The 19,385-nt window shown below is 63.4% G+C and carries 22 protein-coding genes; 4 read left to right on the forward strand and 18 right to left on the reverse strand.

Translation table 11 applies throughout. The features are described from left to right. Both KW835_RS23785 and KW835_RS23790 read left to right on the forward strand, forming a co-directional pair. Positions 1-239: hypothetical protein (locus KW835_RS23785; RefSeq protein ID WP_218387002.1), on the forward strand; the 239-nt coding region annotated here is incomplete at its 5' end. Positions 240-385: 146 nt separating this feature from the next. Continuing rightward, a complete protein-coding gene (locus KW835_RS23790) occupies positions 386-2,290 on the forward strand; it encodes an ATP-binding cassette domain-containing protein (RefSeq protein WP_218387004.1) in 1,905 nt (634 codons plus the stop codon). Between the two features lie 85 nt (positions 2,291-2,375). On the opposite strand, the gene KW835_RS23795 is transcribed toward KW835_RS23790, so the two are convergent. From KW835_RS23795 to KW835_RS23825, 7 genes are all read right to left on the reverse strand, one after another. Then, on the reverse strand, positions 2,376-3,473 hold the full coding sequence (locus KW835_RS23795) for a chemotaxis response regulator protein-glutamate methylesterase (RefSeq protein WP_218387006.1): 1,098 nt from the start codon (positions 3,471-3,473) through the stop codon (positions 2,376-2,378). 15 nt (positions 3,474-3,488) lie between these two features. Beyond that, positions 3,489-4,238: a chemoreceptor glutamine deamidase CheD gene (gene cheD, locus KW835_RS23800; RefSeq protein ID WP_218387008.1), complete on the reverse strand. Its 750-nt coding sequence runs from the start codon at positions 4,236-4,238 to the stop codon at positions 3,489-3,491. Between the two features lie 32 nt (positions 4,239-4,270). Next, positions 4,271-5,107 (reverse strand): CheR family methyltransferase, encoded by an 837-nt coding sequence (locus tag KW835_RS23805; RefSeq protein WP_370633682.1) that lies wholly within the window; start codon positions 5,105-5,107, stop codon positions 4,271-4,273. 163 nt (positions 5,108-5,270) lie between these two features. Continuing rightward, entirely contained in the window at positions 5,271-5,759 is a 489-nt protein-coding gene (locus KW835_RS23810) for a chemotaxis protein CheW (protein ID WP_218387012.1), read from the reverse strand. Between the two features lie 66 nt (positions 5,760-5,825). Further along, positions 5,826-7,970: a chemotaxis protein CheW gene (locus KW835_RS23815; RefSeq protein WP_218387013.1), complete on the reverse strand. Its 2,145-nt coding sequence runs from the start codon at positions 7,968-7,970 to the stop codon at positions 5,826-5,828. Between the two features lie 43 nt (positions 7,971-8,013). Then, on the reverse strand, positions 8,014-8,376 hold the full coding sequence (locus KW835_RS23820) for a response regulator (protein ID WP_056173069.1): 363 nt from the start codon (positions 8,374-8,376) through the stop codon (positions 8,014-8,016). A gap of 49 nt (positions 8,377-8,425) precedes the next feature. After that, positions 8,426-8,872 carry a hypothetical protein gene (locus KW835_RS23825; RefSeq protein ID WP_218387015.1) on the reverse strand — a complete coding sequence of 149 codons (447 nt, stop codon included), beginning with the start codon at positions 8,870-8,872 and terminating at the stop codon, positions 8,426-8,428. Between the two features lie 183 nt (positions 8,873-9,055). Between KW835_RS23825 and KW835_RS23830 the strand changes: the two genes are divergently transcribed. After that, on the forward strand, positions 9,056-10,180 hold the full coding sequence (locus tag KW835_RS23830) for an ATP-binding protein (RefSeq protein WP_218387097.1): 1,125 nt from the start codon (positions 9,056-9,058) through the stop codon (positions 10,178-10,180). After that, entirely contained in the window at positions 10,177-10,806 is a 630-nt protein-coding gene (locus tag KW835_RS23835) for a response regulator transcription factor (RefSeq protein WP_218387017.1), read from the forward strand. The genes KW835_RS23830 and KW835_RS23835 overlap by 4 nt, the downstream gene beginning before the upstream one ends. Before the next feature lie 33 nt (positions 10,807-10,839). Here KW835_RS23835 and fliR read toward each other — a convergent pair whose 3' ends face one another. The 11 genes from fliR to KW835_RS23890 form a co-directional block, all read right to left on the reverse strand. After that, positions 10,840-11,604 (reverse strand): flagellar biosynthetic protein FliR, encoded by a 765-nt coding sequence (gene fliR / locus KW835_RS23840; RefSeq protein WP_218387019.1) that lies wholly within the window; start codon positions 11,602-11,604, stop codon positions 10,840-10,842. A gap of 67 nt (positions 11,605-11,671) precedes the next feature. After that, the gene (fliQ, locus tag KW835_RS23845) at positions 11,672-11,941 is read right to left on the reverse strand and encodes a flagellar biosynthesis protein FliQ (protein ID WP_218387020.1); all 270 of its coding nucleotides are present in this window, start codon (positions 11,939-11,941) and stop codon (positions 11,672-11,674) included. An 11-nt stretch (positions 11,942-11,952) separates the two neighbouring features. Beyond that, positions 11,953-12,645 (reverse strand): flagellar type III secretion system pore protein FliP, encoded by a 693-nt coding sequence (fliP, locus tag KW835_RS23850; protein ID WP_255593892.1) that lies wholly within the window; start codon positions 12,643-12,645, stop codon positions 11,953-11,955. Between the two features lie 73 nt (positions 12,646-12,718). Beyond that, the gene (locus KW835_RS23855; protein ID WP_218387024.1) at positions 12,719-13,111 is read right to left on the reverse strand and encodes a flagellar biosynthetic protein FliO; all 393 of its coding nucleotides are present in this window, start codon (positions 13,109-13,111) and stop codon (positions 12,719-12,721) included. A gap of 7 nt (positions 13,112-13,118) precedes the next feature. Then, on the reverse strand, positions 13,119-13,565 hold the full coding sequence (gene fliN / locus KW835_RS23860; RefSeq protein ID WP_218387025.1) for a flagellar motor switch protein FliN: 447 nt from the start codon (positions 13,563-13,565) through the stop codon (positions 13,119-13,121). Continuing rightward, positions 13,555-14,559, reverse strand: a complete 1,005-nt coding sequence (fliM, locus tag KW835_RS23865) for a flagellar motor switch protein FliM (RefSeq protein WP_218387027.1) — start codon at positions 14,557-14,559, stop codon at positions 13,555-13,557. Before fliM ends, fliN begins: the two co-directional genes overlap by 11 nt. Positions 14,560-14,577: 18 nt before the next feature. Continuing rightward, positions 14,578-15,174: a flagellar basal body-associated FliL family protein gene (gene fliL / locus KW835_RS23870; RefSeq protein WP_218387028.1), complete on the reverse strand. Its 597-nt coding sequence runs from the start codon at positions 15,172-15,174 to the stop codon at positions 14,578-14,580. A 206-nt stretch (positions 15,175-15,380) separates the two neighbouring features. Then, positions 15,381-16,721 carry a flagellar hook-length control protein FliK gene (locus KW835_RS26990; RefSeq protein WP_255593886.1) on the reverse strand — a complete coding sequence of 447 codons (1,341 nt, stop codon included), beginning with the start codon at positions 16,719-16,721 and terminating at the stop codon, positions 15,381-15,383. Positions 16,722-16,726: 5 nt separating this feature from the next. After that, positions 16,727-17,188: a flagellar export protein FliJ gene (gene fliJ / locus KW835_RS23880; RefSeq protein ID WP_218387030.1), complete on the reverse strand. Its 462-nt coding sequence runs from the start codon at positions 17,186-17,188 to the stop codon at positions 16,727-16,729. Between the two features lie 43 nt (positions 17,189-17,231). Continuing rightward, on the reverse strand, positions 17,232-18,638 hold the full coding sequence (fliI, locus tag KW835_RS23885) for a flagellar protein export ATPase FliI (RefSeq protein ID WP_218387031.1): 1,407 nt from the start codon (positions 18,636-18,638) through the stop codon (positions 17,232-17,234). After that, a complete protein-coding gene (locus KW835_RS23890; RefSeq protein WP_218387033.1) occupies positions 18,625-19,359 on the reverse strand; it encodes a flagellar assembly protein FliH in 735 nt (244 codons plus the stop codon). Before KW835_RS23890 ends, fliI begins: the two co-directional genes overlap by 14 nt. Positions 19,360-19,385 lie beyond the last annotated feature (26 nt).

The raw sequence follows: 19,385 nt of genomic DNA on the forward strand, positions 1-19,385 counted from the left end.
GAAGCCTTGAATTATATACCGGTTTTTACACCGCAATCAACTCAAAACCAAACTTTTTTCCCCGCAACCTTCAGATCCAACCAGCAACCAGAGCATTCGCCCCAACCACCACCCAGACCTCGACAACCCCTGCAATCTGCAGCAACTGTCTCAGTAGCGAAGCCCTCGACTATAGCACCGTTTTGCACGTCTTGGAAAGATGTCTCCACGAATTTTGTCCTGAACCCGAGCGCACATGATGCATGCGCAGATCCAAGTTGGCTTCCGCGTGCCAACCCACGGAACAGATGCAACGGGCACCCATAGATAGACGCGTCGAATGTTGACGCGGAACTGCGTCGCAAGAAAGTGCGGGTATCGGACCGGCACCGATAATCGAGCACTTATGGCACTTATCACCCTACTGGACGCCCAACTCGCATTCGGGCACGTTGCATTGCTGGATCACGCCGGCTTTTCTCTAGAGACGTCGGAGCGCGTCGGGCTGATTGGCCGCAATGGCGCGGGCAAGTCTTCTTTGCTGAAGATTCTGGGTGGCATGGCCAAGCCAGACGACGGAGCACTGCAAGTACAACAGGGTATCCGCATTGCCTTCGTGGCGCAGGAGCCTTCTCTCGACCCTCAAGCCACCATCTTCAAGGCTGCCTCCGAGGGCCTGCAGCGGGTAATTGCGATTCGTGACCAGTATCTTTCAGGCGCTGAGGGATTGGATCTGGACGCATTGCAGTCCGAAATCGAAGCCTACGATGCCTGGAACTGGGAACAGCGCGTCGAAGAAACGCTGCAACGACTGCGCCTTGACCCTGACGCCGTGGTCGGCACCTTGTCGGGCGGCACCAAAAAACGAGTGGCCCTTGCGCAGGCTCTGGTGGCACGGCCAGATGTTCTGCTACTGGACGAGCCCACCAACCACCTTGATCTTGATTCAATCGAATGGCTGGAAGAACTCTTGCTCGATTTCCCCGGCAGCGTGGTCACCATCACCCACGACCGCTCGTTCCTGGACCGGGTGGCGACGAGGATCGTGGAGCTTGACAGGGGACAACTGCGCTCGTACCCCGGGAACTTCGCTCAGTACCAATTGCAAAAGGAAGAACAGCTGGCGCAAGAGGCTGTAATTTCCGCCAAGGCAGACAAGCTGCTGGCGCAGGAAGAGGTCTGGATACGCAAGGGAGTGGAGGCTCGCCGCACCCGGAGCCAAAGTCGCATCAGCCGGCTCGAACAATTGCGCGCCAAGCGGGAAGCCCGTCGTGATGTCGTCGGCAGCGTGCGCATGGACGTTGCTACCGGTAGCTCGAACGGTTACCAGGGAAAGATCGTGGCCGAACTGACGGGTGTGAGCAAGTCGTTTGGCGAACGGACCATCGTGCAGAACTTCACGGGCACGATCCTGCGCGGGGACAAGGTGGGCTTGATCGGCCCCAACGGAGCTGGCAAGACCACGCTGCTCAAGCTGATTCTGGGTGAACTGCAGGCCGATATGGGAAGCATCCGCCAAGGCGCCAACCTGCAGGTGGCCTATTTCGACCAGATGCGACATGCAATCAACCTGGATGCGACGCTGGAGGATTTCATCAGCCCCGGCAGTGAATGGATTGAGATCGGCAACCAGCGCAAGCATGTCAAGAGCTACCTGAGCGACTTCCTGTTTTCCCCTGCGCGAGCGCACTCGCCGGTGCGCTCACTGTCGGGCGGTGAACGCAACCGGCTGCTGCTGGCCCGGCTGTTCGCCCGTCCGGCCAATGTATTGGTGCTGGATGAGCCCACAAACGATCTGGACATCGACACCCTGGACTTGCTGGAAGAACTGCTCGAAAACTACGACGGCACCGTATTCCTCGTAAGCCACGACCGAACCTTTCTCGACAACGTCGTCACCAGCACCATCGCCTTCGAAGGGGATGGCCTGTGGCGCGAATACGAGGGCGGCGTCCAGGACTGGCTGTTGCAATCCAAGCGCAGCCGTGCACTGAGCACCACCACCGCTGCAGCCGCCAAGCCAGAGACGGAGGTTTCAGTGAAAGCCCCCGCTCCACGCCCCGCGGCCGAAACCTCGCAGCCGGCACAACCAAAGAAGAAACTCAGCTACAAGGAACAGCGAGAGCTTGAACAGCTGCCCACCCGGATCTCGGCACTGGAGGAGGAGCAGAAGATCTTGCAGGACGCACTGGCAGACGGACGCCTGTACAGCACCGATCCCGCCCGCGCCGCTGCAATGGGCGTGCGATCCGGCGAGATTGACGACGAACTGATGGAGGCACTCGAACGCTGGACTGCTTTGTCCGCCTGACTGGCATCCGATACGGCCAAAGAGCGCGGCCACGAAGCACCGGCAGCTCTTCAAAGACTGCGCTCCACGAGCGGCCCCTGCCCCTTCAAATGCGGTGGTGCAGTCGGTCTGTCGCCCCCCGCAGGCGGCTGATCAGCATAGGGGCAATCTGCCCGAGGGGCAGCACTTCATCTGCAGCGCCATGGGCGATGGCTTCTCTAGGCATGCCGAACACGATGCAGGTCGCTTCGTCCTGCACATAGTTGTAGCTGCCAGCGTCCTTCATCTCCCGCATGGCGGCAGCGCCGTCGTTGCCCATGCCGGTCAACATGATGCCGAACGCATTGCGCCCCACCACCGCTGCCGCGGACTTGAACAGCACCTCGACCGAGGGCTTGTGGCGATTCACCGGCGGGCCGTCATCCACCACGGCCACATAGTTCGCCCCACTGCGTGCCACATGGAACTGCTTGCCGCCCGGCGCTATATAGGCGTGGCCCGGCAATATGCGCTCGCCATTGACAGCTTCCTTTACCGTGATCTGGCACAGCCCGTTGAGGCGAGCGGCAAAGCTGGTGGTGAAACCTGGCGGCATGTGCTGGGTAATCACGATGGCCGGCGAATCGGCGGGCATCTGCACCAGCACCTCCTTGATGGCTTCCGTGCCGCCCGTGGAAGCCCCGATGCAGATCAGCTTTTCGGTCGAAAGGCGGCCCAGCAAAGCGACCGACGACGCCGCAGCAGCCGCGCTTCCTGCATGGCCCGAGACTGGAGTCTCCCTCACGGGTGCCCGACGCACCTGCGCCACCGCCGCGACACGAATCTTTTCCACGATCAATGAAGCCAGATCATTGAGCCCGCTGGCCAAGCCGACGCGGGGCTTGGCCACGAAGTCGACGGCACCGAGTTCAAGCGCCTTCATGGTTACTTCGGCGCCGCGCTCTGTAAGCGTCGATATCATCACCACGGGCATAGGACGCAGTCGCATGAGGCGCCCCAGGAAATCGATGCCATCCATGCGAGGCATTTCGACGTCGAGCGTGATGACATCCGGATTCAGCTCGCGGATCATCTCGCGGGCTACCAAGGGGTCATTGGCCGTGCCGATGCACTCCATGTCTCGCTGCCGGTTGATGATCTCGGACAGCAGACTTCGGACGAGCGCCGAATCGTCCACCACGACCACCCGGATTTTCCTACTCATTCACTCACGCTTTCTTTAAAACAGATCCACAGAACCACCCGACGTGGTCTTCGCCACCGTCGCTGCGTTGCCCTTCACTTCCTGGGCCACCAGAGCCTCGGGATGAGCGTGGGCCAGTCGCTTGACCATGGCTTTGCCGGTGACAGGAAAGAAAACCACCTTGCGCGGATAGATGTCCAGCACATCTTCGGAAACGATGGGTATCCGCTCCGTGTGCAGATAGTTCAGCACGAAGTTGGTATTGCGCTCGCCAACATTCATGGTCGTGAAGTTATGCATGACCTGCGCGCCGCCGAAGATCTTGGCCTGCATGGTCTCACGCCGGGCCCCAAGTTTGAGCATCTCATTGATGAGCAATTCCATCGCATAGGAGCCATAACGCCCGGACGCGTCGGCCACATCTCCGTCCGGCAGCATGAAGTGGTTCATGCCTCCGATGCGGGCGCGACTGTCCCAAAGGCACGCCGCGATGCACGAGCCCAGCACCGTCATGATGACCATGCTCTCGTCCGCAACGAAATACTCCCCGGGCAGCACCTTCACAGCGTTGTGTTGGAAGTGGTGGTCCAGGTAGAAGAATGAGGCCTCGCCGGGCTTGCGGCTGCGCGCCTTGAGGTCCTGAAGCGACGACTCGCGGGCTGGCGCCGCCCCCGATGAATAGATGTCCGCGCTCAACGGCGCAATGCGGGGTGCGCGGCGCCGCTCCGCCGCGCCACTGGCTGCGGCGGCGAGAGAGGGGGATGATCCTGCTTGGATGTTGGTCATGGTGCTAAATGCGGTGCGACAACATGGACAGGTCAACGGCGCTCGTACACCGTCTTGCCACGCAGCGTGAACAGGTCTCTGGATTCACTGAAGTTCTCAGCGTGGCCGACGAACAGCATGCCCCCTGGCTTGAGCACCCTGTGGATTCTTTCCAGCACACGCCGCTGCGTGGGTGCATCGAAGTAAATCATCACATTGCGGCAGAAAACCACGTCGAAAGGCTCCTTGAACGGCCAGTCGTCGCGGATCAGGTTGACGCTCATGAAATCGATGGCGCGGCGCAGCTCTGGTTTGGCACGCACCATGCCCGTATTGCCACCCTTGCCGCGCAAAAAGAACTTCTGCAGGCGCTCGGGGCTCAGTCCCTTGAGGCTGTCCAGCCGGTACACGCCCTGTCCGGCCGTGGCCAGCACCCGTGAATCGATATCGCTGGCGGTCAGCTTGAAAGAAGCATTGGCTCCCAATGCCTCGAACGCCGTCATGACGATCGAATAGGGCTCCTCACCCGTGGACGCGGCGTTGCACCACACACGCCAGTTTGTGCCCGGCTTGGCCCGCAGATGCGAGGCGAAGATCTCGAAATGGTGCTGTTCCCGAAAAAAGGCCGTCAGGTTGGTGGTGAGCGCATTGATGAACTCCTGCCACTCAGGTCCATCGTGCGTCTCCAGCCAGCCCAGGTAATCGTGAAAGCTCGAGTGCCCCGTATCACGCAGGCGGCGCGACAGGCGGCTGTACACCATGGCATGCTTGCCGTCGTGCAGGCTGATGCCTGCGCGTTGGTAGATCAGCGCCTGCACCCGCGCGAAATCTGCATTGGTCCAGACGAACTCCCGCCCTTGTGCCAAAGGCCCTGACGGCGCAGCGCCCATGGCGGAATCTGCCCGGAACGCAGGGGTACGGGTGGAAGCAGATGCGCTGGTGGGTTGGGCCATATTGATCATCCGACGGGAAGTTCTGTTCACTCCAAGAGATCTGCAAGCCACAGTGGCAACCTGGCGAGGCGCCAGGATCGCCAATCCATGCCGGTGCCACCTATTCGTTGGCAGCCACCAGCCCCATGTCTACGCCCGACATGAGCTTTTCGATATCCAGCAGGATCAGCATGCGCTCGCCCACCGAGCCCAGGCCCAGGATGCAGCTGGCGTCGATGGCGCTCTCGATATCGGGCGCGGAGCGGATGCTCTCGGGAGTCAGCTCCATCACATCGCTCACGGAATCCACCACGATGCCAACGACCCGGTTGCGCAGGTTCAGGATGATCACCACCGTGAAGCTGTTGTAGTCGGCCTGTGCGCAATTGAACTTCAGGCGCATGTCCACGATAGGCACGATGGTGCCGCGCAGGTTGACCACGCCCTTGATGAAGCTTGGTGCGTTCGCAATGCGCGTCGGCGGCTCGTAGCCGCGGATTTCCTGCACCTTCAGGATGTCGATGCCGTACTCTTCCTGATCGAGGCGGAACGTGAGGTATTCCCGCGTACCTGTTGGCACCGCTTCTGCTGTCTTTCCAATCACACTCATGGTGCTAACTCCTTTTGTTGCGGCCCGCCCTGCGAGGGGCCAAGCGGCTGATTCGATGGCGTCTGGCTAGTGCCGCGCCCGGCGCACAAGCGCACCAGTGTCCAGAATGAGCGCGACCGTCCCATCGCCCAGGATGGTCGCGCCCGACACGTTGTGCACCTTTCGGTAGTTCGACTCCAGATTCTTGACCACCACCTGGTGCTGCCCGAGCAACTCGTCGACCAGCAACGCTACACGGCTACCGTCTGCTTCCACCACAACCATGATGTTGCTGGACTTGTTAGGATCAAAGCGCGGCACCTGGAAGATCTTCTCCAGAGCGATCACCGGCATGTATTCGTCACGCACCTTCACCAGTTGGGAGCCTTGCGCCACAGTGCTCACGTCGTCCGCATTGACCTGGAAGGATTCGACCACCGAAGACAGCGGCAGGATGTAGACCTCGTCGCTCACCCCCACCGACATGCCGTCCATGATGGCCAGCGTCAACGGCAGCCGCACGGACACCTTCATACCGTAACCCTCTGCGGAGTCGATCTCGACCGAGCCGTTCAGCGCAGCGATGTTTCGCTTGACCACATCCATGCCCACCCCACGGCCTGACACATCGGTCACTTCGTCGGCGGTGGAGAAGCCTGGCGCAAAGATCAGTTGCCAGACCTCGGCATCACTCATCTGCTCCGACACATCAAGGCCGCGCTCCTGCGCCTTCTTCAGGATTTTTTCGCGCGACAGGCCGCGGCCGTCGTCACGCACCTCGATCACGATGGAGCCGCCCTGGTGCGATGCAGAAAGAGTGATGGTGCCATGCTCCGACTTGCCCTTGGCCAGGCGGTCCGCAGGCATCTCGATACCGTGATCGCAGCTGTTGCGCACCAGGTGGGTCAGGGGGTCGGTGATCTTTTCCACCAAGCCCTTGTCCAGCTCGGTGGCTTCACCCAGCGTGACCAGTTCCACCTTCTTGCCCAGCTTGTTGGCCAGGTCGCGCAGCATGCGCGGGAACCGGCTGAACACGATGGACATGGGGATCATGCGGATCGACATGACCGATTCCTGCAGGTCACGCGTATTGCGGTCCAGGTCTGCCAGCCCGGCCAGCAGTTGCTGGTAGGCGCCTGCATCCAGCCCGCGGCTGTTTTGCGCCAGCATCGCCTGCGTGATCACCAGTTCACCCACCAGGTTAATCAGCTGATCGACCTTCTTGACATCCACGCGGATCGTGGTGGACTCCATCTGCGCCTGCATGGCAGCCTTGGGCTCGGCAGCCTTGGGCGCCACCACCTTGGCCTGGGAGGGTGCCTGGGCCGCAGCCTGGGGCGCTTCAGAAGGCGCCCCCGGAGCGTCGTTGAAGAAGCCGTAGGGAGCCTCGCCGCCCGTCGAGTCGACAGCCACCAAGGCCTCTTCGTCATCCACGGGTGCCTGCACGCTCTCTGCGGCGGATGCCGCATCGCGGATGAGCACCTGCTCCTTGGCGACATGGAATGCGAACAGGTCCAGCAAATCGTCGTTGGTGGACGTGGTCTCCACCGCGAACAGGCGGGTGTCGGGCTGGGGGTTTTCCAGATCCTGGATGGCTCCGAGGCCCGGAATATCGCGGAACAATTCCTTGATGGCGTCGGCCTGCGCCAGCCTCTCCAACGGGCCAATCTGGATCTCAAGCTTGCGCGCCTGGCCCGGGGCCGCAGGCGCAGCGGCCTTGGGCGCGGGTGCTGCCACGGGAGCCGCAGGGGCTGGCGGAGGTGGTGGAGGAGGCGGTGCTGCCGCTGCTGGTGCATCGCCCGGCACCTGGCCGGCGGCCAGATCGCTGATGCGACGCACCAGGGAGGCCGTGGAGACCGCCTCGCCTTGACCGCCAGCCTGGTGGCGGGCCAGCAGGCTGCGCGACGCATCGGCCGACTCCAGAAGGACATCGACCATCTGGGGAATTGGCTGCAGTTCGTGGCGGCGCAAGCGGTCCAGCAGCGACTCCATCTGGTGCGTCAGTTCCGCCACATCCGAGAATCCGAAAGTAGCCGAACCACCCTTGATGGAGTGGGCGCAACGGAAGATCCCGTTGAGCTCTTCGTCATTGGCATTGATCAGATCCAGATTGAGCAGCATGTGCTCCATCTGGTCCAGGTTCTCCCCGGCTTCTTCGAAGAAGATCTGGTAGAACTGGCTCAGGTCGAAGTCAGCGCCTGCGCCCGATCCTTCTTGGTAGGTTTCCGCCATCGTGGGCTCCTGCTGTGTGCTTTGTGATCCTGGCCAACCGGGCTCAGCGGATCACTTTCTGAATGACTTCGATCAGGCGATTGGGGTCAAAAGGCTTGACCAGCCAGCCTGTCGCGCCGGCGGTGCGCCCGGCCTGCTTCATTTGGTCGCTGGACTCCGTGGTCAGGATCAGAATCGGGATGGTCTTGAACTTGGGGTTCTCGCGCAGCTTGCGGGTCAGGCCGATTCCGTCGAGCCTTGGCATGTTCTGGTCGGCCAGCACGAGATCGATGTCGTGGCTCTCGGCCTTTTCCAGGGCATCCTGCCCATCCACCGCCTCCACAACGTGGTAGCCGGCACCCGTCAGGGTGAACGACACCATTTTTCGCATGGAGGGTGAATCATCTACGGCAAGGATCGATTGCATGTATGGCTCCAACTGACTTGAATATATAGGTTAACCAGCGGTGTAAAGGTCAGAACAGGTCCACCGAACCTGCATCCATCTCACTTTGCGTGACCGGGTTCGGACGGTCCGGTGCCATTTCGGCGAAGGGCGCAGCCTCTTCCCCCTCCTCGTGGCCCATGGCTTCCGAGGCGAGGCGAAAAGCACAACCCTGCAGGACCTTGGTGGTGTGCCAGATCAACTGGGATGCCATGTCCTGGAACTGCAGTTCCGTCACGGCGTTGCGCAGCGCAGCCCGTGCCGCCACCAGCTCCGGCGAATGGGCCACGGCTTCGTCGGTCAGCACGGAATTGGCCTCGCCGAAGCGCTCCATGAGGTTGTCGGTGGCATGGCTCAGCAGGCCCTCCAGCCGATGGAGGTCGTGCATGACAACCAGCAAGGAGTCTTGCAGCTCCGCCGCCACCATGACGGGAACCTGGACAGCAGGCCCTCCAGAGGTTGTTAGCGTAGATTGCATCGTTTCTCCATCGCAGCACGCAGCAGCACAGCACGCAAAAACACAGGACTACGATACACGCACGACAGCGAAGACCAGTGCATGCACCGCAGCGTCACCGCCCATTGGACGCGTGCGCTGAAACCGCCCCAACCGGACAAACACCCTTGTTTGTTCCAATTTGTATCCTATGATAGCGCCCCTATGGTCACCATAGCATCAGACCAGACCCTGAGCATCCTGCATCTTGAAGATTCGCTGACGGATCATGACCTGACTGCCAGGACCTTGAAGAGATCCGGCCTTCGATGCGAGCTCCTGCGGGTGGACTCGCTTCCCGAATTCCAGAGGGTCACCGATCAACAACCATTCGACATCATCCTGGCAGATTACCGCCTGCCCGGTTTCACCGCACTGGACGCCTGGGCGCATGTGGCGCAAAAGCCGCAACATCCCCCTTTTGTGCTGCTGTCCGGCGCCATTGGAGAGGCGGCAGCCGTGGATGCGATGCGCCTTGGGATCGCCGATTACCTGCTCAAGGACGACCTCCAGCGCCTGCCCCATGTGATTGCGCGGGCCCTGGAGGTGCACGACGCGCGGCGCTCGCGCGAGCAGGCGGTGGCCGAGCTGGCAGCCTCCGAACGCAGGCTGGCCGACCTGACCGAGCATCTGCAACTGTCGATCGAGCAGGAGCGCGCCTCCATTGCCCGCGAAATTCACGATGACATTGGCGGCGCCCTGACGGCGGTGCGTTTCGATGTGGCGTGGATCGGACGCCACAGCACCGATGCCGCCATGCAGGAGCACGCCACGTCAGCTGCAGACATGCTCCAGCATGCCATCGGCGCCAGCCAGCGCATCATGATGAACCTGCGCCCCCCCATCCTCGAACAAGGCCTTGTGGCTGCAGTGCAATGGCTTGCAGCAGGTTTCGAGCGCCGCACGGGTGTGCCGGCCCGGGTGGTCTGCAGCAGCGAAACCATGCACACTGCCTCGGACATCCAACTGGTGGCCTACCGCACGGCCCAGGAGGCATTGACCAATATCTCGAAGCACGCCCAAGCCCGCAAGGTCGGCATCGACCTGTCCGACCGCGAGGGCGTGCTGACACTCGAGGTGTCCGATGACGGGCGGGGCATCGACACTCAGATGCTCGACAAGCCCAAGGCATTCGGCTTGAAAGGCCTGCACGAGCGCGCCCGCACGGTGGGCGGCTGGCTCGACATCAGCAGCCGACCGGGGCATGGAACCTCCGTGATCCTGTCAGTACCGCTCACATCACATGCACAATCGCATGCACAACCACTCGATTCTGGAGATGCGCAGTGATTCATGTGGTCCTGTGCGATGACCATGCCGTGCTGCGGCGCGGGATTCGCGACACGCTGGCCGATGCGCCCGACATACAGGTCACTGGCGAGGCTGGTGGGTATTCCGAACTCAGGGATGTGCTGCGCACGGCGGCGTGCGATGTGCTGCTCCTGGACCTGAACATGCCGGGCCGCAGCGGCCTGGAAGTGCTCACCAGCCTGCGCGAGACCCATTCGTCCATCAAGGTCCTAGTGGTATCGATGTACCCGGAAGACCAGTACGCCCTGCGCTGCCTCAAGGCCGGCGCGCAAGGCTACGCCAACAAGGCCGGCGACCCCGTCGAGCTGATCGCGGCCGTGCGCACCGTCATGCAGGGGCGCAAGTACCTTACGGCCGAAGTCGCCCAGATGCTCGCTGACAGCCTGGCACAGCCGACGCCGGAAGCCCCCCACACCACGCTGTCCGAGCGCGAACTGCAGACTCTGGTCAAGATCGCATCGGGGCGGCGGCTGTCCGACATCGCCGAGGAACTGATGCTCAGCCCCAAGACGGTCAGCGTCTACCGGTCCCGCGTACTGGAAAAGCTCAAGCTGTCGAACAACGCCGAGCTCACGGTATACGCCATCCGCAATGGATTGGTCTAGCCGTGCGGCCGCACGGCCAGCGCGGACTGCGCGCTACCGCGCGAAAAGATCGACGGCCTGCTGCATCAGTGCGAGCACGGGCTGCTCCAGCAATGGCAAAGTCGCCACGATGCCCAGCATCCCCACCGTGAGCGTGACGGGAAAGCCGACCGAGTAGATGTTCATTTGCGGCGCAACCCTCGAGATGATGCCCAGCGTCAGGTTCACGAACAGCAGCAGGGCGATCATCGGCAAAGCGATCCAGAGCGCACTGGAAAACAGCGACGCGCCCAGCTCATGCAGCCGCATCTGGCGCAGCGACTCCAGAAAATTGCCGTTGACTGGAAACCTCTCAAAGCTCTTCACCACCGCCATGAGGATCAGCAGATGCCCGTTGATCACCACGAAGAGCAGCAGGGACATGTGTCCGAAGAAGCGCGCCACGGCGCTGATCTGCGCGTTCGAGGAAGGGTCGAAGAAGGACGCGAAATTCAGGCCCATCTGCAAGCCGATGATTTCGCCGGCCAGTTCCACAGCCGCAAATACAAGCCGCACCGAAAATCCGATGGCCAGCCCCACGGCCACCTGCTGGGCCACCGCACCCAGGGCCTCCCTGCCATTGAGGTCGATGATCGGCTGATCCCCCAGTACGGCCTGCGAACACACGGCCACCAGGAACGCCAGGCCGATCTTCACGCGCATGGGTATCACGCGCATGGAGAACACCGGCGCCACGGAGAACACGGCCAGCACCCGCAGAAAAGGCCACAGGATGGGCGATAGCCACCCCATCAGCTGGGCTTCGGAGAAAGTGATCATGCGCGGTCCTGGGCGGGCACAACTGGCGGGCCGCCAGCCGCTATGGCCGGGCAGCAACGGCAGCCAGCTACCCGATCATCGACGGGATGGACTCGATCGTGCGACGGATGAAGTCCACCAGCGTGCTGATCATCCACGGGCCCGCAATCGCGAACACCACCATCGCAGCGATGAGCTTGGGCACGAACGCCAGGGTGGCTTCATGGATCTGCGTCACCGCCTGGAAAATGCTCACGATCAGGCCGACGGCCATCACCACGCCCAGCACGGGCATGGAGATCATCAGCAGCAGCGTGAGAGCATCACGCCCGATGGTCAGCACCATTTGGGAAGTCATAGCAGGCTCCTTCAGGGTACGAAGCTGGCCGCAAGCGAGCCAATCAACAGGTTCCAGCCGTCCGCCAGCACGAAGAGCATGAGCTTGAACGGCAATGCCACCAGCACTGGCGACAGCATCATCATGCCCAGCGACATGAGGATGCTGGAGACCACCATGTCGATCACGAGGAACGGGATGAAGATCATGAAGCCTATCTGGAAGGCTGACTTCAGCTCGCTGGTGACGAACGCCGGCACCAGGACCCGCAACGGCGCCGTCTCGGCCGTGACATTGGGGTCCAACCGCGCCAGGCGCGAGAAGAGCGCGAAGTCCGACTGCCGTGTCTGCTTGAGCATGAAGCTGCGCATCGGCGCTTCGGCCTTCTCCAGCGCCTGCTCGAAGGTGATGGCGTTGGTGGTGTACGGCAGGTAGGCGTCCTGGTACACGCGGTCCAGCGTGGGGCCCATCACAAAGAACGTCAGGAACAGGGACAGCCCGATGATGACCTGGTTGGGCGGCGCGGACTGCGTGCCCAGCGCCTGCCTGAGCAGGGACAGCACGATCACGATGCGCGTGAAACCCGTCATCATGAGCAAGACTGCAGGCAGGAAGGACAGGGCCGTGAAGAACAGCAGGGTCTGAATGGGCACGGAATAGCTGGTGCCGGCCGGCCCGCTGCCGACCACCAGTGGCAATGCGCCGCCGGCAGCCGCCTGTGCCATCGCAGGGCTGTGCAAGAAGACACCCAGCGCCGCCAGTGCTCCCCAAGCCACCACGCGCCACACCGTAAACCGGTCAGCCATTGGAAGACCTTCCCGCACCCGCAACGGCCACCGCCACTTCATGCGCAAAAGACGGCTCTGCGTTCATGGGCCCACCCTGCTGGCCGGGCACGGCCACCGGCATTGCGGCAGCCATGCCGCCGGCGCCCCCCGCGGGCAGCACGTGCAGGCAGCTCACATTCTGTGCTGTCACGCCCAGCACCAGCCAGGTGCGCGCGTGCTCTGGCCCCACCTCCACGGTCACCACCCGCTGCTGCGGGCCGACGGCCACCGCTGACAGCACCCGCGATGCGGCCCCCGCAGCCGTGGCACCGGCGGCATGCCGCAGCTGGACGCGCTTGACCAGCCACGGCAGGCAGGCCATGGCACCCACGAAGAGCACCACAACCAGCAAGGTCTGGGTCATGCCGCTGCTATCCACGACTGACTCGGCGCAAGCGCTCGGAGGGCGTCACCACGTCGGTCAGGCGTATCCCGAACTTGTCGTTCACCACCACCACCTCGCCCTGGGCGATCAGGTAGCCGTTCACAAGCACGTCCATGGGCTCCCCAGCCAGCGCATCGAGCTCCACCACCGAACCTTGCGCCAGCTGCAGGATGTACTTGATCGGCACCTTGGTGCGCCCCAGCTCCACCGACAGCTGGACGGGAATGTCCAGCACCATGTTGATGTCGTTGACGGTGTCACCTCCGCCGCCCGCTCCGGAGAACGGCCGCACGGGCTCACCCGACAAGGGCCCGCCCTGTTCCGCATCGGCCGGCTTGGCGTCCGTGTTCTTTTGCTCTTCGAGCGCTTCGGCCCAACCCGCAAACGGGTCTTCCGCCGCAGCGTCCTTGTTGTTGTCTTCTTCAGTTGCCATCTTTTTCTCCGAGCCAGCTCATGTCCGAGTTACGCAGGCACTCTTCAATGCGGATGGCGTACTTGGAATTGTGGGTTCCATACTGGCATTCAAAAATAGGAACCCCGCCGATCGACGCACGGATGCGCGGCTCACGGTCGAGTTCGATGAAATCTCCAGGCTTCATGGCCAGCAGTTGCTCCACCGTCGCATCCGCCTTGGCCAATTCCGCGACCAGCGTGACCTCGGCGGCCTGGATCTCGCGCGTGAGCACGCGCACCCAGCGGCGGTCCACCTCGATGGAATCGCCTTGCGTGGACGAATAAAGCACGTCGCGGATGGGCTCCAGCGTGGCATATGGCATGCAGACGTGGATCGCACCGGACAGGTCGCCGATTTCGAGCTGGAACGCGGTGGACACCACGATTTCGCTCGGCGTGGCGATATTGGCGAACTGCGGCTGCATTTCCGAACGCTGGTACTCCAGCTCCAGCGGGTAGATCCCCTGCCAGGCCTTCTTGTACTCTGTGCAGATCACCTCGACCAGCCGGTTGATGACCCGCTGCTCGGTGGGCGAAAAATCCCGGCCTTCGATCCGCGTCTGGAACTTGCCCACACCGCCGTACAGCGTATCGATGATCCCGAACACGAGCGACGGCTCGCAGACGATCAGCCCGCTGCCGCGCAGCGGACGGATGGCCACGATGTTGAAGTTGGTCGGCACGGCCAGTTCGCGCAGGAAGGCGCTGTAGCGCTGGACCGAGACCGTACCGACAGAAATCTCGGGGCTGCGCCGGATGAAATTGAACAAGCCGATGCGGAAGTTGCGGGCAAACCGTTCGTTGACGATTTCCATCGTCGGCATGCGTCCGCGGACGATGCGCTCCTGGCTGGAGATGTCGTAGTTGCGAACGGAGCCCGCCTCGGCCACTTCCTCGACCGACTTCTGGCTTTCGCCGGTAACCCCTTCCAGAAGGGCATCGACCTCTTCCTGCGAAAGAAACGAATCACTCATGACTGGTCCTTGCCCTGGTCACTGGATGATGAAGTTGGAGAACAGCACGCGGCGCACCGGATTGCGCGGCTCGGCTCGGCGGCGCGCGGGGCGCTCATCCTCATCATCGGCCTCCTTGTCGCGTGCACGTTCGCGTTCGCGTTCACGTTCGGTCGGCACCGAGTAGCCCAGCGGACGGGAAACCTCGCGCAGAACGTCGTTGGCCAGCTTTTCCTTGCCCTCACGCTGCAGCAGCTCGCTGGAGGTGCGCTGGGACACAAGCATCAGGATGCCGCTGCGGATGGATGGCAGATATTGCTTGACCTGCTCGGCCGTCTTGGCGTCGTCCACCTCCAGTGTGATGCCGATCTGAGCGAATCGGTCACCGCCCGGGTCGGCGAGATTGACCACCATGTTTTCCATCGGAAGGAAAGTGGGCGCGACCTTGGGCGTTTCTTTTTCCTTGTGAGCGACCGTCTCGCCACCATCCTCCGCGTCGCCATGCGAGCGGCTGGAAATGAACCATGCCGCAGCGCCCCCGCCGATCACCAGCACCGCCAGCACCACCCCGATGATGATGATGAGCATCTTCTTGCTCTTGGCCGGAGGTGCTGCTGCAGGAGTATTGGCTGACACGATGCGGATTCCTTGCGGTAGTGAGCAAGCCGCGCCTGCGCGATCAGGGGGCGGGCAAAGCTGGATGGCCCATTATTGGACGAAGAGGCAACCAATAATAGCCAGAATAAAAGCCCAAAACCATGGCATTCGGTGCGCTCGCCCCTGCTCGGGATGCAGCTGGGCTCAAAGCCATAGAGCCCAGCCTCGCAAGGCGCGGCCCGCTACTACACAAAAATATCGACAGCGCGATCCGGCGATGCGCCGGTGCGCTGCAGGGATGTCGAGCCGGCAGGCGCAGAACTCACCACTTGCGCCTGGCGTGATCCATCGCGCTGGCGCTGCTGGTCGCCGGGACCGCCGCCCTGACCAGCCGAGGTGCCCACAGACATGCCCGACAACACCAGCCCTTCGCTGCGCAGCAACTCGCTGAGCTGGGCCATGCTGCGATCCAGCATGTCGCGCGTATGCGCCTGGTCACTCCGGAACGACACATGGGCTTCATTGCCCGTGAGCGTGACCGACACCTCCACGGGCTGCCCGTCGCGGTCCAGCGTGAGCTCTGCGTTCTGGGTTTTCTGGTGCACCCAATAGGAAACCTGGTCCGCAATCTGCTCTTCCGCCGCAAGCTGTGCCGGGTCGGTAAACACGGTGCCTTCGATAGGACCTGCCTCCTGGGACGCGCCCGCCGAAAGGCCATCAGACCATGACGCGGCGCCCGGTGCCCCGTCACCCTGGCGGGCGCCAGCGGATTCACCCCCACGGGCAGAGGCCGCAGCCGCGACAAGTCCTTCGGCGGCCACGGCACCCGGCTCAGAACCTGGCACCACATCCGCTCTGGAGCCAGTCCGCTCCGCGCCCACGCCACCCGTGGCGCGCTCGGCGACTGCCTGAAAGCTGCCCCCGACCGTCGGTGTGAAAGCCTGTTGCGCCAACAGCTGCTTGCTGCCTTCAGCGGCAGCACCACGGCTGCCGATCCCATCCAAGGCATCGGCCTTCTGCGCCAGGGCATTGCCCTGCATGCGGGAGAACGCACGCGCGAACCCAGGCGCGCCGGCAGGCTGCGCACCACCCTTGAGGTCGGTGGACGCGTCCAGCATGGCCGTTTCGGCCACCAGGCCTTGCGGACTGCCGCCCGGCCCGGCCAATGCTCCAGCCAACGCATTGGCGCCGCCGTTGGCACCGAACGCTGCATTCTGTGCTGCCAGCGTGGCACTGTCGCCAGTTGGACGCGCGGACGCCGAAGGCACCAGCAAACCTTGCCACGCAGCCAGCGCCGCGGCATCGGCAGACTCCTTGCCCGCATCGGGCAGCAATCCAGAAAACGCCGAGGCGGTTTCTTTGCCATCCTCAGACGCCAGCAAGGCCTTCGTATCCGTGCCGGCGTCGGCCAAGCCCACCGATGCTTCGTCCATCGTCAACGGGCCGTCGCCCAGCGCAGCCAGCAACGCCAGGAAACCTCCCGCGCCTGCCGCGTCGCCTGCCTCGGCGGCCGGCGTGGCGGGTTTGGTACGGGCGGCATGGGCCGGCTGCGTCCCTTGCGAAGAAGAAATTCGTGTTTGTTCCATGTCGGTCACTCCTGGCCCACAGAGCTGCGGCTTGCATTGCTGTACTGCAAGGCAGCCCGCTCATCGGTTTGTTTCTGATCTCTTCGTGCCTGCGCCAGCTCCAGTTCATACCGGCGCTTGTCCATGACCTTGCGAAGGCTGGCCAGCCGCAACTCAGCGTCCAGCAAGGCCCGCTGCGCGGCATCTACCCGGCCGGCGTGGTCTCCGACCACGCCTGTCTGCATGCCGGCCGCATGGCCCAGGCGGGCCATGAACTGGTAGTGGTGGTACATCACCTCGGGCTGCATGGCAGTGTCCGCTTTCATGCCCCATCGCGCCTCGGTTTCGCGAGCGTAGTCCTCCAGTTGATCCAGCTGTGCACGCGCCGCCTGCTGTGCCGCCAGCGCGTCCTGGAGCACCCTGCGGGCTTCATCGCGCTTGCGCTCGGACACTTCGACGGCGACGGCGAGGGACTGGAGGTTGGACATGGCGGGCTGCCTGGACTGATGTGCGTGCGTGTGGTCGCTGCGGTCAATGGTCCAGCACAGACGCCATGGCACCGATGCTCTGGTCCATGGAAGCCGCCTCGAACATATCCTGCTGCAGGAAGGTCGCCATCTCGGGCTGCAGTCGGATGGCTTCGTCCAGCGCCGGGTCCGAGCCGCTCATGTACGCCCCCACCTGCACCAGGTCACGGCTTTTCTGGTAGCGCGAGTACACCGCGCGAAAGCGCCGCGCCAGATCGAAGTGCGCGCGGTCCACGACGTTGTGCATCACCCGCGACGCGGACTGCTCGATGTCGATGGCAGGAAAGTGCCCCGTCTCGGCCAGCGCGCGCGAAAGCACGATGTGGCCGTCCAGGATGGCCCGCGCGGCATCGGCGATGGGGTCCTGCTGGTCGTCACCCTCGGAGAGCACCGTATAGAACGCGGTGATGGAGCCCACACCATGCAGGCCGTTGCCGCTGCGCTCCACCAGCGCGGGCAGCTTGGCAAAACACGAGGGCGGATACCCCTTGGTCGCGGGCGGCTCGCCAATGGCCAGGGCGATCTCGCGCTGGGCCATCGCATAGCGCGTGAGCGAATCCATGAGCAGCAGCACATGCTTGCCCTTGTCGCGAAAATGCTCGGCCACGGCCGTGGCGTAGGCCGCCCCCTGCATGCGCAAGAGCGGCGGAGCATCGGCCGGCGCCGCCACCACGACCGAGCGTGCGCGGCCGTCTTCACCCAGGATGTCCTCGACGAATTCCTTGACCTCACGTCCACGCTCGCCGATCAGCCCCACCACGATGACGTCGGCCTGGGTGTAGCGGGCCATCATGCCCAGCAGCACACTCTTGCCTACGCCCGAGCCCGCGAACAGGCCCAGCCGCTGGCCGCGGCCCACCGTCAGCAGTGCATTGATGGCGCGAACGCCAGTGTCCAGCGGCTCACGCACGGGGTCGCGGTCCATGGCGTTGATCTGGCGGCGGCCCATGGGCTCGGCCACCACGTCCAGCACCGGGCCGCCGTGGTCCAGAGGCAGGCCCTGGGAGTCCACGACGCGGCCCAACAGGCCATCGCCCATCGGCAGACGCAGCACTCCGGCCCGCTGGATCGCACGCGCGGGCTCGCCCAGTCGCGGCACGGGCACGTACGGCGCCGCCGGCACCACGCTGGCCCCACTCGACAGCCCATGGATATCGCCCGCAGGCATCAGGAAAGCCCGGTCGGCAGAGAAGCCCACCACTTCGGCAAGGACGGGTTCATGCCCCGGCATCTGGATCATGCACTGCGATCCCACCGGCACGCGAATCCCCACGGCTTCGAGCACCAGGCCCGTCAGCCGGGTCAGCGTGCCGCGTGTCTCCAGGGACGGCGCCTCTGCCATGCGCTGGCGCGCGTCGTTCATGAACTGCGCCCAGGCCGTGGAGGGCGGGGCTGCGTCAACGCTGCTCATCGCCACCCTCCTCTTGCTGCTGCCACGGCGACTGCAGCCCCAGCGCCGCGATGGCGCGCTGCCAGCGCTTGTCCAGGCTGCCATCCACCACGGTGCCCGCAGATTCCACCAGGCAACCACCAGGCGCCACGGCGGCGTCCGCCAGCCATTGCACGCCCGGCCCGTCCATTTCTTCCCTGAGCGGCTGCGCCATGGCCTCCATGTCATCGGGGTTCAGGCGGACCATGGCAGGGCGGCCTTCGGTGACGAGCATGTTCACGGCCTCGCGCACCACGGGCTGCAGGGCGTTCGGGTTGACCGACAGCTCCTGGCGCACCACCTGGCGTGCGATGTCGCAGGCCAGCTCCAGCAGTTGCTGGGCCATCTGCTGCTGCATGTCGTCCAGGCTGGCCTCGAAGGTCTGCAGCGCTGCCTGCAGCCGTTGTGCAGACTCCGCGCCCTGCTGCGCGATGTATTCGTCCATGCGGCGCTGCCATTCGAGCGCCGTCTCGGCCTGGCCCTGGGCAAAGCCCTCGGCATAGGCGTCGTCGCATGCTTGCTGGATCAGGGCCTGCTGGGCCGCTTCATCGACCTCGGGCGGGAGTTCCGCGGCCGGCTCGGCGGGCTCAGGCTCGACCAGATCGGAACCATCCACGGCGCCGAACTTCCATTGCGTGAAATCGCCCACCTCTTCGCTCGGGATGAAGCGTGAGTACGACCGGTGGTGGGGGCTTGTCATCATTCAAATGTCTCTGTACGGGCTGTGGC

It is taken from the genome of Acidovorax sp. sic0104 (assembly GCF_019219095.1).
Taxonomy (GTDB): domain Bacteria; phylum Pseudomonadota; class Gammaproteobacteria; order Burkholderiales; family Burkholderiaceae_C; genus Acidovorax.